At 67.6% G+C, this 13,070-nt stretch carries 16 protein-coding genes; 13 read left to right on the top strand and 3 right to left on the bottom strand.

Annotated features, from left to right (window positions below):
* The first annotated feature begins 95 nt into the window (after positions 1–95).
* The 9 genes from lptC (at position 96) to CS1GBM4_RS08740 (ending at position 8,542) form a co-directional block, all read left to right on the top strand.
* Entirely contained in the window at positions 96–827 is a 732-nt protein-coding gene (gene lptC, locus CS1GBM4_RS08700; RefSeq protein WP_186418313.1) for an LPS export ABC transporter periplasmic protein LptC, read from the top strand.
* Between the two features lie 41 nt (positions 828–868).
* A complete protein-coding gene (locus CS1GBM4_RS08705) occupies positions 869–1,567 on the top strand; it encodes an LptA/OstA family protein (protein ID WP_244607134.1) in 699 nt (232 codons plus the stop codon).
* 103 nt (positions 1,568–1,670) lie between these two features.
* Positions 1,671–2,585, top strand: coding sequence for an LPS export ABC transporter ATP-binding protein (gene lptB / locus CS1GBM4_RS08710; RefSeq protein ID WP_244607135.1), 915 nt, complete (start codon positions 1,671–1,673; stop codon positions 2,583–2,585).
* Between the two features lie 152 nt (positions 2,586–2,737).
* Complete coding sequence (gene rpoN, locus CS1GBM4_RS08715) at positions 2,738–4,270, top strand: RNA polymerase factor sigma-54 (RefSeq protein WP_186418314.1); 1,533 nt, start codon at positions 2,738–2,740, stop codon at positions 4,268–4,270.
* Between the two features lie 151 nt (positions 4,271–4,421).
* Positions 4,422–5,045: a ribosome-associated translation inhibitor RaiA gene (raiA, locus tag CS1GBM4_RS08720; protein ID WP_348522317.1), complete on the top strand. Its 624-nt coding sequence runs from the start codon at positions 4,422–4,424 to the stop codon at positions 5,043–5,045.
* Positions 5,046–5,129: 84 nt separating this feature from the next.
* Positions 5,130–5,591: a PTS IIA-like nitrogen regulatory protein PtsN gene (ptsN, locus tag CS1GBM4_RS08725; protein ID WP_186418315.1), complete on the top strand. Its 462-nt coding sequence runs from the start codon at positions 5,130–5,132 to the stop codon at positions 5,589–5,591.
* A 144-nt stretch (positions 5,592–5,735) separates the two neighbouring features.
* Positions 5,736–7,352 (top strand): fumarate hydratase, encoded by a 1,617-nt coding sequence (locus tag CS1GBM4_RS08730; protein WP_186418316.1) that lies wholly within the window; start codon positions 5,736–5,738, stop codon positions 7,350–7,352.
* The gene (locus CS1GBM4_RS08735) at positions 7,349–7,681 is read left to right on the top strand and encodes a hypothetical protein (RefSeq protein ID WP_186418317.1); all 333 of its coding nucleotides are present in this window, start codon (positions 7,349–7,351) and stop codon (positions 7,679–7,681) included. The genes CS1GBM4_RS08730 and CS1GBM4_RS08735 overlap by 4 nt, the downstream gene beginning before the upstream one ends.
* 204 nt (positions 7,682–7,885) lie before the next feature.
* Positions 7,886–8,542, top strand: a complete 657-nt coding sequence (locus CS1GBM4_RS08740; protein ID WP_186418318.1) for an MBL fold metallo-hydrolase — start codon at positions 7,886–7,888, stop codon at positions 8,540–8,542.
* 15 nt (positions 8,543–8,557) lie between these two features.
* On the opposite strand, the gene CS1GBM4_RS08745 is transcribed toward CS1GBM4_RS08740, so the two are convergent.
* Positions 8,558–8,902 carry a carboxymuconolactone decarboxylase family protein gene (locus tag CS1GBM4_RS08745; protein WP_186418319.1) on the bottom strand — a complete coding sequence of 115 codons (345 nt, stop codon included), beginning with the start codon at positions 8,900–8,902 and terminating at the stop codon, positions 8,558–8,560.
* A gap of 77 nt (positions 8,903–8,979) precedes the next feature.
* Between CS1GBM4_RS08745 and CS1GBM4_RS08750 the strand changes: the two genes are divergently transcribed.
* Positions 8,980–9,288, top strand: coding sequence for a metalloregulator ArsR/SmtB family transcription factor (locus CS1GBM4_RS08750; protein WP_244607136.1), 309 nt, complete (start codon positions 8,980–8,982; stop codon positions 9,286–9,288).
* Between the two features lie 317 nt (positions 9,289–9,605).
* Positions 9,606–11,063: a phospholipase D-like domain-containing protein gene (locus CS1GBM4_RS08755; RefSeq protein WP_186418320.1), complete on the top strand. Its 1,458-nt coding sequence runs from the start codon at positions 9,606–9,608 to the stop codon at positions 11,061–11,063.
* A gap of 127 nt (positions 11,064–11,190) precedes the next feature.
* Here CS1GBM4_RS08755 and CS1GBM4_RS08760 read toward each other — a convergent pair whose 3' ends face one another.
* Positions 11,191–11,709 carry a DUF1993 domain-containing protein gene (locus CS1GBM4_RS08760; RefSeq protein WP_186418321.1) on the bottom strand — a complete coding sequence of 173 codons (519 nt, stop codon included), beginning with the start codon at positions 11,707–11,709 and terminating at the stop codon, positions 11,191–11,193.
* A gap of 93 nt (positions 11,710–11,802) precedes the next feature.
* Complete coding sequence (efp, locus tag CS1GBM4_RS08765; RefSeq protein WP_186418322.1) at positions 11,803–12,372, bottom strand: elongation factor P; 570 nt, start codon at positions 12,370–12,372, stop codon at positions 11,803–11,805.
* A 152-nt stretch (positions 12,373–12,524) separates the two neighbouring features.
* On the opposite strand from efp, the gene CS1GBM4_RS08770 reads away from it, so the two are divergent.
* Positions 12,525–12,797 carry a BrnT family toxin gene (locus CS1GBM4_RS08770; RefSeq protein WP_186418323.1) on the top strand — a complete coding sequence of 91 codons (273 nt, stop codon included), beginning with the start codon at positions 12,525–12,527 and terminating at the stop codon, positions 12,795–12,797.
* Positions 12,778–13,068 carry a BrnA antitoxin family protein gene (locus tag CS1GBM4_RS08775; RefSeq protein WP_186418324.1) on the top strand — a complete coding sequence of 97 codons (291 nt, stop codon included), beginning with the start codon at positions 12,778–12,780 and terminating at the stop codon, positions 13,066–13,068. The genes CS1GBM4_RS08770 and CS1GBM4_RS08775 overlap by 20 nt, the downstream gene beginning before the upstream one ends.
* Positions 13,069–13,070 lie beyond the last annotated feature (2 nt).

A 13,070-nucleotide genomic window follows, 5' to 3' on the forward strand; every position in this document is an offset into this window, starting at 1 on the left:
GTCCGGCGACCGCCTGACCGGCCGCGTCTGCCTGTCGGTATGCGCCGGTTCGACATGAAAAAGCCGCCGGTGGCTGGCAATGGGCGAGCATGACCTTGGCGATCACAACTCCTGAGACACGCAGCCCGGCGGCGATCAGGGCGCAGATGCGGCAGAACGCCTTCCAGGCGGCGCGCCGGCATTCCGTGCTCGTGCGCCTGTTGCGGCGCCTGATCCCGGTGGGAGCGGGGGTCGCGGTCGTCGGCCTGATCGTCGTCCCGTTCCTCAGCCCGCTGCGTCAGGCCGGCAATCTCTCGCTGGGCGGCATCAGCCTGTCCGGCGGCAAGGTGGTGATGGAAGCGCCGAAGCTCGCCGGCTACCGCAAGGACAACAGCCCCTACGAGGTCACGGCCGACTCGGCGCTGCAGGATGTGCGCAATCCGACGCAGATCGAGCTGGTCAAGATGACGGCGCGGGTGCTGATGAAATCGGAGGGCTGGATCAACATCAACGCCCGGAGCGGCCATTTCGATCAGCAGAAGGAGAAGCTGAAGCTGGTCGACGACGTGAAGATCCGCACCGATTCGGGTTATGACATCCGCATGCGCACGGCCGATGTCGACTTCAAGGGCGGCACGGTCAATTCGCGGGAGCCGGTCAAGGTCAACCTCGGCACGACCACGGTCGACGCCGATACGCTCGACGTGAAGGACAACGGCGCGCTCATCAGCTTCGAAGGGCGGGTGCATGTGCTGATCGAGAACGCGCCGGCGCGCAGCCTGGCCGGGCCGGAGCGCGAGGGCAGCACGCCCGATCTCGAAGCCGTCCGCCCGGCTGCGAAGCCGTGAGACCCTCGCATCGCGCCCTATGGATCAATGACGGATCGCCCATGAAACCGCTCGTTCTCGCTCTTGCCGCCTTGATCGCGCCCGCTCTGTCCGCCGCGTCGCTCGCCCAGCAGCCGCCGGCGCGATCCGGCGCGGCGCCTGCCGCTGCGAGCACGGCGCCGGCCAAGCCGGCCAAGGCGCGCGGCGGCGCGCCGGGCTCGCCTTTCGGCGGCATGGGCGGCGACAGCAAGGAGCCGATCAAGATCGACGCGAACAAGCTCGACGTGCTCGACAAGGACAACAAGGCGGTCTTTTCCGGCAATGTCGTCGCGGTGCAGGGCGAGACGACGGTGCGCTGCTCGGTCATGACGGTGTTCTACGAAGGCCGCGGCCAGGGCGGGACGCCGAAGCCGGCCCAGCCGGCCGCTCAGGGGCAGAGCCAGGCCAATGACGGCGCGATCAAGCGCATCGAATGCACCGGCCCGGTCACCGTGGTCTCGAAGACCCAGGCCGCGACCTCGGACAATGCCGTCTTCGACCGCGCCAACAACAAGGTGATCATGACCGGCAATGTCGCGCTGAACGACGGCCCGAACATCACCCGCGGCGATCAGCTCGTCTACGATACCCAGACCGGTGTCGCCAACGTCACCTCGAAGGGGCGGGTCCAGGGCTTCTTCGTGCCGAATTCGGGCGAGGCCGGCAAGGACGGCAAGGACAGCAAGGCGGGGGCCAAGCCGGCTGCCGCTCCGACCAACTGAATCACCTGCGGCAGGGGCGGCCGCAGGAAGGCGTTGCCAGCCGGGCGCGCCTCGCATACCAGAGCGGACCCATGTCGAACGTCAGCAGCGTGCGTTTCTCCCTGTGACGATATCCCTTTCCCCGCCTCCCGAGGCTGCCGCGCAGGCGCAGTCGAACGCGGCGCGTCCGGCCCGGGCGCCGGCGGCGCGCGGCGGCCTCTTCGCCAGGCTCGGCGGACTCTTTGGCCGCGGCAGGAGTGAGCCCGAGGCCGAGGACGACGCCCGGCCCGGCCGCATCGCGAGCGCTGTCGGCGGGGCCGGCATCCTCGCCGTCAGCGGCCTGCGCAAGAGTTACGGCGCCCGCAACGTGGTGAGCGAGGCCTCGCTCTATGTGCGCAATGGCGAGGCCGTCGGCCTGCTCGGGCCGAACGGCGCCGGCAAGACCACGATCTTCTACATGATCACCGGGCTGGTCAGCGCCGATATGGGCGTGATCTCGCTCGAGGGGAACGACATCACCAATCTGCCGATGTACCAGCGGGCGCGGCTCGGCATCGGCTACCTGCCGCAGGAAGCCTCGATCTTCCGCGGGCTCTCGGTCGAGGACAACATCCGCGCCGTGCTCGAGGTGGTCGAGCCCAACCGCAAGAAGCGCGAGCGCGAGCTCGACAAGCTGCTCGACGAATTCAACATCGCCCGTCTGCGCAAGGCCCCGTCGATCGCGCTTTCGGGCGGCGAGCGCCGGCGCTGCGAGATCGCCCGCGCGCTCGCCGGGCGGCCGTCCTTCATCCTGCTCGACGAGCCCTTCGCCGGCATCGACCCGATCGCGGTCGGCGACATCCAGGAGCTGGTGCGGCAATTGACCGATCGCGGCATCGGCGTGCTGATCACCGACCACAATGTTCGCGAGACGCTCGGCCTGGTCGATCGCGCCTACATCATCCATTCCGGACGCGTGCTGACCGAGGGCTCCCCGGCCGAGATCATCGCCAACGCCGATGTGCGCCGCGTCTATCTCGGCGAGGATTTCCGCCTCTGACCTGGCAGGCGCTCGGCGCGCCCATGCTGCGGCGCATTAACGCCTTGGCTCGAAAGCGCGCAGGAGGCTTTGACGCCGCTGCGGCGCACGGCTAGTCTCGTTCGCAGGCAAGAACCGTGCCGAGTTGCCGCAGGTAAGGAGTCGGAGTCGCGATGGCGATGATGCCACGCATGGAGCTGCGCCAGGGCCAGTCCCTGGTGATGACGCCGCAGCTGCTGCAGGCGATCAAGCTGCTTCAGCTCTCGCATCTGGAACTGCAGAGCTTCGTCGAGGGCGAGCTGGAGCGCAATCCGCTGCTCGAGCGCGGTGACGAGGCGCCGGAAGCGGCCGCGCCCGACGGCCAGGGCGACAACCCGCTCGCGGCCGATGCCGAGACCTATGCCAGGGCCGAGAGCCTTAACACCCAGGAGGGGATCGAGGGCAGGCTCGGCACGGGGCTCGACAACGTCTTCCAGAACGAGCAGCCCAAGGCGGCGCGCCTGGAGACGCAAGGGGCGGACAGCCTGCCGATCACCGGCGGCGCCTATGGCAGCTCCGGCGGCTCCTTCGACGAGGGGCCCGAAGGTTTCGAGAGCGGCCTGACCGGCGAGATCTCGCTGCACGACCATCTCAGCGCCCAGCTCGACCTCGCCGTGACCGCGCCGGCGGAGCGGCTGATCGGCCGTCATATCATCGACGGCGTCGACGATTCCGGCTACCTGACCGAGCCGCTCGCCGACATTGCCGAGCGCCTCGGCGTCGACCTTGCCCGGGTCGAGCAGGTCCTCGCCATCGTCCAGGGCTTCGATCCGAGCGGTGTCGCCGCCCGCGACGTCGGCGAATGCCTGGCGATCCAGTTGCGTGACCGCGACCGCTACGATCCCGCCATGCAGGCCCTGATCGCCAACCTGCCGCTCGTCGCCAGGCGCGACTATGCCGCCCTGAAGCGGATCTGCGGTGTCGACGACGAGGATATCGCCGACATGGTCGCCGAGCTCCGGCGGCTCGATCCCAAGCCCGGGCGCGCTTTCGGCGGCTCCGCGGCCGAGACCGTGGTGCCGGACGTCTTCATCCGCGCCGCGCCGGACGGATCCTGGCTGGTCGACCTCAACCCCGACACGCTGCCGCGGGTGCTGGTCAACCAGACCTACCACGCCCGCGTCTCGAAGGCGGCCCGCAACGACGCGGACAAGGCCTTCATCGCCGAATGCCTGCAGACGGCGAACTGGCTGACGCGCTCGCTCGAGCAGCGCGCCCGCACCATCCTCAAGGTCGCCAGCGAGATCGTGCGCCAGCAGGACGGCTTCTTCGCCCATGGCGTCGAGCACCTGCGTCCGCTCAACCTGAAGACCGTCGCCGATGCGATCGGCATGCATGAATCGACGGTGTCGCGCGTCACCTCCAACAAGTACCTCGCCTGTTCGCGGGGGGTGTTCGAGATGAAGTACTTCTTCTCGGCCGCGATCGCCGCAACCGGCTATGGCGAGGCTCATTCGGCCGAGGCCGTGCGCCACCGCATCAGGCAGATGATCGACGAGGAGGCGCCGGGTGACGTGCTCTCCGACGACGCCATCGTCGTCAGGCTGAAGGCGAACGGGATCGATATCGCCCGCCGGACCGTTGCGAAATATCGGGAATCGCTGCGGATTCCATCCTCCATGGAGCGGCGCCGGGAAAAGGCGGCGATGGCGCTCGCCTTACGCTGAGAACAGCGGTCTTCACGCTGTCCGGCCCGCCGGCGCCGCGGCGCGGCACCGGCGGGAGACCGCCCGCTTCCCCGCCATGCAGCCCGTGCAGCGCTGCCGGGCGGCTCATTGACAACCCCGCGGGCCCGTCCTTACCTCCTCAGGATGGTCGGTGACTGACCATGGCGACAAGAAGGGGAAGCAGTCCATGAGCTTGCGAATCTCCGGCAAGAATCTCGACGTGGGCGCCGCCCTGCGAGGACAAGCCGAGGCCAGGGTCGCCGCGGCGCTCAGCAAGTACTACGAGGGCGGCTACCAGGGGCACATCACCGTCGGCAAGGACGGTACCGCCTTCAAGACCGATGGTGTCCTGCATCTCTCCTCGGGCATCACGCTCGAAGCCTCCGCCACCGCGCACGACGCCTATGCCAGCCTCGACAAGATGGCCGAGCGCATCGAGAAGCGCCTGCGTCGGTACAAGCGCCGGTTGAAGGACCGCGCCGCGACGGCCAATGGGCGCGAGCCGCTGATGGAAATCCCCAGCTACGTGATCGCCGCCCCCGACGACGATGTCGAGGAGCACGAAGTCGAGCATGCCGGGGAAAACCCGGTGATCGTGGCGGAATCGACCAAATCCCTGCATCAGATGACGGTCGGCGACGCCGTGGCCGAGCTCGATCTGACCGGCGCCCCTGTGGTTATCTTCCGCCATGCTGGCAATGGCCGCATGAACGTCGTATACCGCCGCCGCGACGGCAATATCGGCTGGATCGATCCGCCGGCTTCTCTTTCTTGAAGTCCCGCCGCTGATGGAACTCTGGCACCGGCCGGGATGCCGGTGGTGCCTGCGCTCCGGCACGGGACATGCATGGATTGGCCTATGACGCTGACCGATCTTCTCCGGCCGGACGCGGTGATCTCGCCGCTGCGTGCCAACAGCAAGAAGCAGGCACTTCAGGAACTGGCTCAGCATGCCGCCATGCTGACCGGCCTGCCCGAGCGCGAGCTGTTCGAGGCCCTGCTGCAGCGCGAGCGCCTGGGCTCGACCGGCATTGGCGACGGGATCGCGATTCCGCATGGCCGCATGGCCGGTATCGACCGGCTCATCGGCCTGTTCGCGCGGGCCGAGAAGCCGATCGACTTCGAGGCGCTGGACGGCCAGCCGGTCGACATCATCTTCGTCCTGATCGCGCCGGAAGGGGCGGGCGCGGACCATCTCAAGGCGCTCGCCCGGGTGGCGCGCGTGCTGCGGAACCAGGCCGTGCTGGAGCAGGTGCGCCACGCCCACGACCCGGCCGCGATCTACGCCATCCTGGCCGAGACCGCCGCCAAGGCGGCCTGACCGGCGGGCCGGGCTTCGGCCCATTCCCTGGAATGATCACAGTCTGGGCTTGGAGGCCTTGCGCCGAGCGGCTATGACGCGGCCGACCTCGCGAGCACCGCGCGTCCCGCGCATGGCGCCGCTCAACCGCCGGAGCACCGCCCGATGGCCTACACCCATGTCGATCTCTTCCCGCTCGGCGAGGACAGGACGCCCTATCGCTCGCTCGGCAGCGAGGGGGTCACGGTCGAGACCGTCGGCGGCCGCGAGGTGCTGAACGTCTCGCGCGAGGCGATCCGGCGGCTGTCCGAGCAGGCCTTCATCGACATCAACCATCTGCTGCGTCCCGGCCATCTCGCCCAGCTCGCCAGGATCCTCGACGATCCCGAGGCGACGGCGAACGACCGTTTCGTCGCCTACGACCTGCTCAAGAACGCCAACATCGCCGCGGGCGGCGTGCTGCCGATGTGCCAGGACACCGGCACGGCGATCATCATGGCCAAGAAGGGCCGCAAGGTCTGGACGGACGGGGACGACGAGGCGGCGCTCGGCGAGGGCGTCTACGACGCCTATCTCAAGCGCAATCTGCGCTATTCCCAGGTCGCGCCGCTCTCCATGTTCGAGGAGAAGAACACCGCGACCAACCTGCCGGCGCAGATCGACATCTATGCCGAGGGCGAGGACGCCTACAAGTTCCTGTTCGTCGCCAAGGGCGGCGGCTCGGCCAACAAGACCTTCCTCTACCAGGCGACGCCCTCGCTCCTGACCAAGGACCGGATGATGGCCTTCCTGAAGGAGAAGATCCTGACGCTCGGCACCGCCGCCTGCCCGCCCTATCACCTCGCCATCGTCATCGGCGGCACCTCGGCCGAGCAGAATCTCAAGACCGTCAAGCTCGCCTCGACCAAATATCTCGACGCGCTGCCGACCAAGGGCTCGCCCTCCGGCCATGCCTTCCGCGACATCGAGATGGAAGAGGAGGTCCACAGGTTGACGCAGGCGCTCGGCGTCGGCGCCCAGTTCGGCGGCAAGTATTTCTGCCATGACGTGCGCGTCGTCCGCCTGCCGCGCCATGGCGCCTCGCTGCCGATCGGGCTCGGCGTCTCCTGCTCGGCCGACCGCCAGGCCAAGGGCAAGATCACCAGGGACGGCATCTTCCTCGAGGCGCTGGAGACCGATCCGTCGAAATACCTGCCGGAGATCGACGAGGACAGGCTCGGCGGCGACGTCGTCAGGATCGACCTGAACCGGCCGATGAGCGAGATTCTCGCCACATTGAGCCGGTACCCGGTCAAGACCCGTCTCTCGCTGACCGGCACGATCATCGTCGCGCGCGATGCCGCCCATGCCAAGATCCGCGAACGGCTGGAGCGCGGCGAGGGCATGCCCGACTATTTCAAGAATCACCCGGTCTATTACGCCGGCCCGGCCAAGACGCCGGCGGGCTTCGCCTCCGGCTCCTTCGGCCCGACCACGGCTGGCCGGATGGATTCCTTCGTCGACCAGTTCCAGTCCTTCGGCGGCTCGATGGTGATGCTGGCCAAGGGCAACCGCTCGGCTCAGGTTCGCGAGGCCTGCAAGGCCCATGGCGGCTTCTATCTCGGCTCGATCGGCGGCCCGGCGGCGCGCCTCGCCCAGGACTGCATCCGCAAGGTCGAGGTGCTGGAATATCCCGAGCTCGGCATGGAGGCGGTCTGGAAGATCGATGTCGAGGATTTCCCGGCCTTCATCGTCATCGACGACAAGGGCAACGACTTTTTCAAGGAGCTGAACCTCGGATGATCGCTCGCGTCGTTGTCGCCGCCCTGCTGGTCCTGGCGCCTGGCCTGGCGCCGGCGCAGCCTCGTCCCGTTCCGGCGACCTGCACGCGCGACCTGTTCCAGAACGAGGCGGCGATGCGCCAGCGGCAATACCGCATGCAGCAGGTCGCCAGTGCCGACCAGGCGACGCAGTGCGCGGCCTGGCGCGACCATGTCGCCTTCATGCAGAAGGCACGCTCGGTCTTCGCCACCTGCCAGACCGGCCGTGAGCGCGAGGAGAACGTCGCCCAGATGGACCAGTCTCTGGCCGATTATCGTGTGTTGCTCGCCAATCGCTGCGGGCGGCGCTAGCGTCGAGGACCGGAACCGATCCGTCATTCCGGGGCTTCGCGCAGCGAAGAGCCCGGAACCCATGAACACGACGCTGGACGGTGGGCGCTGCATGAGCCGCGTCATTATTCTCGTCGTGGGCATGGGTTCCGGGCTCGGGCCTGCGGCCCGCCCCGGAAAGACGCGCGTTTCCCCTCGATCGATTTTCAAACGAAGGGCGCCCGCATGACCGGTCAGACAGAAAGCCCGCTCGGCATCGCCGTTCTGCCCGTGACGCCGTTCCAGCAGAACTGCTCGATCGTCTGGTGCACGCGCACCCGGGAGGCGGTGGTCGTAGACCCGGGCGGCGACGTCGAGCGCATACGCGGTGCGTTGCGGGAACTCGGCGTCACGCCGGTCGCGATCTGGCTGACCCACGGCCATATCGACCATGCCGGCGGCGCGACCGAGCTCGCCGGCGGGCTCGCCCTGCCGATCATCGGCCCGCACGAGGCCGACAGGTTCCTGCTCGAGGCGCTGCCGCAGCAGGGGCTCATGTTTGAGATGCGCGGCGTGCAGGCGGTGACGCCGACACGCTGGCTCGCCGAGGGCGACACCGTCTCGGTCGGCGATATCGTCTTCTCCGTCCGGCACGTGCCGGGGCACACGCCGGGCCATGTCACCTTCTTCCAGAAGGAATTGCGCTTCCTGCTCGCCGGCGACACGCTCTTCGCCGGCTCGGTCGGCCGCACCGATTTTCCCTATGGCAGCCACGAAGACCTGATTGCCGGCATCACCGGCAAGCTGCTGCCGCTCGGCGACGACGTCCAGTTCCTGCCGGGGCATGGCCCGGCGGGAACGCTCGGCGAGGAACGCCGGACCAATCCGTTCCTGCAGGGCTGAGCCCCCGCAAGCCGCTCAGCCGGCGGCGAACTGGTCCCAGGCACGCAGCGCATCGGCCGCGTACATCAGCGCCGGGCCGCCGCCCATATAGACGCTCATCGCCGCGACCTCGGCGATCTCCTCGCGCGTCGCGCCGAGACGGTGCAGGGCCTTGGCATGGAAGCCGATGCAGCCGTCGCAACGCTGCGTGATGCCGATCGCCAGCGCGATCAATTCCTTCGTCTTGGCGTTGAGATGCCCGTCGGCCCCGGCGCTCTTGGCCAGCGCGCCGAAGGCCTGCATCGGCTCGGGCGTCAGTTTCCGCAGCTCGGCCATATAGGCGGAGATGTCGCGGGTGATCGCGATGTAGTCCTTGCTCATGGGAGGCCCTGCTGTTCGGCATTTACACTTGCGACAATTATAATATCATCAAAACAGCAATTGAGAAGAGGAGCGGCATGGATCTGGCGGGCGAGATGGCAGGCAAGGCGGAGGCGGTGGCGGGCTTCGTCAAGGGGCTCGCCAACCCGCACCGTCTGCTGATCCTGTGTGCATTGTCGGCCGGCGAACGCAGCGTATCGGAGCTGATCGCCTTCACCGGCCTGGCGCAGACCTCGATGTCGCAGCACCTGGCCAAGCTGAGAAGCGAGGGGATCGTCGAGTATCGCCGCGACCACCGCACGCTCCACTATCGGATCGTCCATCCGGCCGTGAGCGAGATCATGGCGGTGCTGTACGCCCATTTCTGCGGAGACGGCCGCTCGTGACGCGATCCGACGACGGGGGCAGCCACGCTGCCGGACATGCCGCGATGTGGAAAGGAGGGGCCGTCTCGACGGGAACGGCTTCCGGAAACGCCAACGGCCATGTCCGGAAGGGCGCGCGTACATCCGGCGTCGCTACCTTCGGGCTCATGGCCGTCTTCAACGGGATGGAGGACGGTGGAACACCCTCGACATCCGCGTGACCGGGATATGGGAGCCTGACCTCGCCATTGCAAGGGGGCGCAGCCGTGAAAGGCCGAGGCGCCTCGATGCGGCCGATCGCGTTGCCGGATCGGCATCGCATGCGATAGTCGCATCCCATGTGGGAGATTCTCTCCGCCTATTGGCCCCATATCCTGGGTTTCGCCTCGCTGGGGCTGACCGTGCTCGCCGCCAGCCATGCCGCGATGACCAAGGACGAGGTGCGCGCCGCCATCGGCTGGGTCGGCGTCATCGTGCTTTCGCCGATCATCGGGCCGCTGATCTACGCGGTCGCCGGCATCAACCGCATGCGCCGCGCTTCGATCGTCTCGCAGCGGAAGGCCAGGGCCGGGTCCGATGCGGCCGCGGAGCCGTTCGGCGTCACCGATGACGAGATCGCGGCCGGCTTCGGCCGGCGCTTCAGCGCATTGCGGGCGCTCGGCGACCGCGTGGCGCGCTGCGGTCTCAGGAGCGGCAACGCGATCAGGACGCTGCCCACGGGCGACGAAGCCTATGCCGCGATGAGCGAGGCGATCCGCGCCGCGCGCCGCAGCATCATCCTCGAAAGCTATATCTTCGACCGCGACCCGCTCGGGCTCCGGATCGCCGACGCCCTGATCGCCGCTGCTCGGCGCGGCGTCGCCGTGCGTGTGCTGATCGACGCGGTGGGCGCGCGCTATTCGGTGCCGAGCATCGTCGGTTATCTGCAGCGGGGTGGCGTGCCGGTCGATGTCTTCAACGGCAACATCATCATGGGGCTCAGGCTGCCCTATGCGAACCTGCGCACGCATCGCAAGCTGCTGATCATAGACGGGCGGACCGCCTTCGCCGGCGGCATGAACATCCGTCAGGGCTTCGCCGCGGAATTCGCCGGGGAGGCCGCCGGCCACGACACCCATTTCCGCATCGAGGGACCTGTCGTCGAGGACCTGTTCGCCATCGCGGCGGAAGACTGGCGCTTCGCCTCCGGCGAGGAGCTCGCCGGCGACGGCTGGGCCGCCGAAGCGCGGGGCGCGGTGCAGGGCGAGACGGTGCTGATGCGCGCCGTCGCCTCGGGGCCGGATTCCAGCCTGGAGACCAACCACAAGCTGCTGATCGGCGCCTTCTCGGTCGCGCGTCGCACGATCCGCATCATGTCGCCCTATTTCCTGCCGGATCGCGAGCTGATCAGCGCCCTGGTCACGGCGGCGCGGAGGGGCGTCGCCATCGACATCGTCGTGCCCGACGTCAACAACCTCGTCCTGATCGACCGCGCCATGCGGGCGCAGTTCGACCAGGTGCTGAAGGATGGCTGCCGGGTCTGGCGCGCCACCGGCTCCTTCGATCATTCCAAGCTGCTCGCGATCGACGGCACCTGGGCCTATGTCGGCTCCTCCAATCTCGATGCCCGCTCGCTGCGGCTGAATTTCGAGGTCGATCTCGAAGTGCTCGACCAGGGCTTCGCCCGCGCCGTCGAGGCGCGCATCGACGCGGCGATCGCCCGGGCGCGGCCGGTCACGCTGGCCGCCTTGCGGGCCGAGCCCTTCCCCTTGCGCCTGCTCGACCGGATGCTCTGGCTCTGCTCGCCCTATCTGTGAGGCGCGGGTGGCTGAAGCCGGGCGCTGCCGTCTTTCCGGGGCAGGCCGAAGCCTGAGCCCGGGACCCATGAGCACATGGATTCCGGGGTCGCTGCTGCGCAGCGTCCCCGGAATGGCGAGGTGCATCTCACGCGTCGAACACGCCCCTGAGGAAGTCCTGCTTGCCGATCTGGAAGCCGTTCTCGCGCAGGATGTCGTAGGCCGTCGCGGCGTGGAAATAGAAGTTCGGGACGGCGAAGCGGGTGAGATAGTCGACCCCCTTCATCGTCACGGTCGCCGACGGGCCGCGCGGGAAGGTCACGTCCCTGTCCAGCCCGGCGTCGAGGGCGGCCTTGTCGACCGAGGCGACGAAATCGAGTGTCCTGGCGATGCGGGCCTTGAGCTCCTCGAAGCTCTTCTCCTCGTCGGGGAAGCGCGGATTCTCGGCTCCGCTCAGGCGCGCGGCGGCGTTCTTGGCGAAATCCGACATCAGCTGGATCTGCCGGGTGAAGGACAGCATGTCCGGAGCGAGCCGGCTCGACAGCAGCACCTCCGGCTGGATCCTGCGCTGGGCGGCCTCCGCCACCGCCTTGTCGAGGATGGCGTCGAGCGCCCTCAGGGTCTGGACGAAACCGGGGAAGACGGCGTCATAGGCGGAAAGCGGCATGGCAGATCCTCAGCGAACGAAAACGGGCCCGGAAAGGGCCCGCTGCGTTCGTCGATATAGGGTTTCCGCCGCCGATGTCAGCGGGGCGTCCCGTCAGTCCTTGGCGCGCTCGACATAGGAGCCGTCCGCCGTCATCACCACGATGCGGGTGCCGACGCCGATATGCGGCGGAACGGCGCTGCGCACGCCGTTGGAGAGGATCGCCGGCTTGTACGAGGAGGAGGCCGTCTGGCCCTTGGTCACCGGCTCGGTCTCGACGACCTCGAGGGTGACGCGCTGCGGCAATTCGATCGCGACCGCCTTGTCCTCGAACACCGAGAGCGTGACCTTCATGCCTTCCTGCAGGTAGGGCGCGGCGTCGCCGACCACGTCGCCGTCGACCGGGATCTGGTCGTAGGTCTCCGGGTTCATGAAGACGTATTGCTCGCCGTCCTGGTAGAGATAGGTGAAGTCGCGATCCTCGACATAGGCGCGCTCGACCTGCTCGGTCGTCTTGTAGCGTTGCGAGACCTTCACCCCGTCGGCGATGCGGCGCATGTCGATCTGCGTCGTCGGCGTGCCCTTGCCCGGGAAGAAGCTCTCGGCCGACAGCACCGAGCAGAGATGCCCGTCGACTTCGAGGACGTTGCCCTTGCGGACGGAGGAGGCGATGACCTTGACCACGTGGATTTTCCCTGGCTGGCGCGGGCGCTGTCCGCGCGCTGTGCGAATGCCTGTGCCGCGCCACTACCGCATTGGAGCCTGAAACGGAAGCGCGGTGTCCGGAATCGCGTATGATCCATTGACATCACGGCGATGTAGATACAATTAGGGGGGTGGGGATCGCCTACGATCCGGCCAAGAGCGAACGCAATGCGCGAGAGCGCGGATCGTCGTTCGATCGTGGTTACGACTTTGATTTCGACCGGGCGGTGAGCAAGGAGGACGAGCGTTTCGCTTATCCGGAAAGGCGCGTCATTGCGACTGCCTTCGTCGAGAGCCGTCTACACGTGCCTTGCTGGACGCCGACAGTGAATGGCATCCGCGTCATTAGCTTTCGGAAGGCCAATGACAGGGAGATCAGAAAATATGAGCAGGAAGTCTCGTGAGCCTCTGACCGATGACGAGGGCGAGGTCCGAGAGCTGACGGCTGAAGACTTTGCCGAGATGCGGCCTGCTTCGGAGTTTCTGCCGGCGGAGTTTCTCGAAGCGATGCGCCGGCATCGCGCCGCCCGCGGCCCGCAGAAGGCACCGACCAAGAAGCTGGTCAGCATCCGATTGGATCAGGACGTGCTGGAACGTGCCAAGGCCGATGGACCCGGCTGGCAGACGCGCATCAACGATATCCTGCGCGAAGCCCTGCTGAAGAAGGCGGGCTGACC

Origin of the sequence: Allobosea sp. CS1GBMeth4 (genome assembly GCF_900185715.1) — a bacterium.
Lineage (GTDB): Bacteria > Pseudomonadota > Alphaproteobacteria > Rhizobiales > Beijerinckiaceae > Allobosea.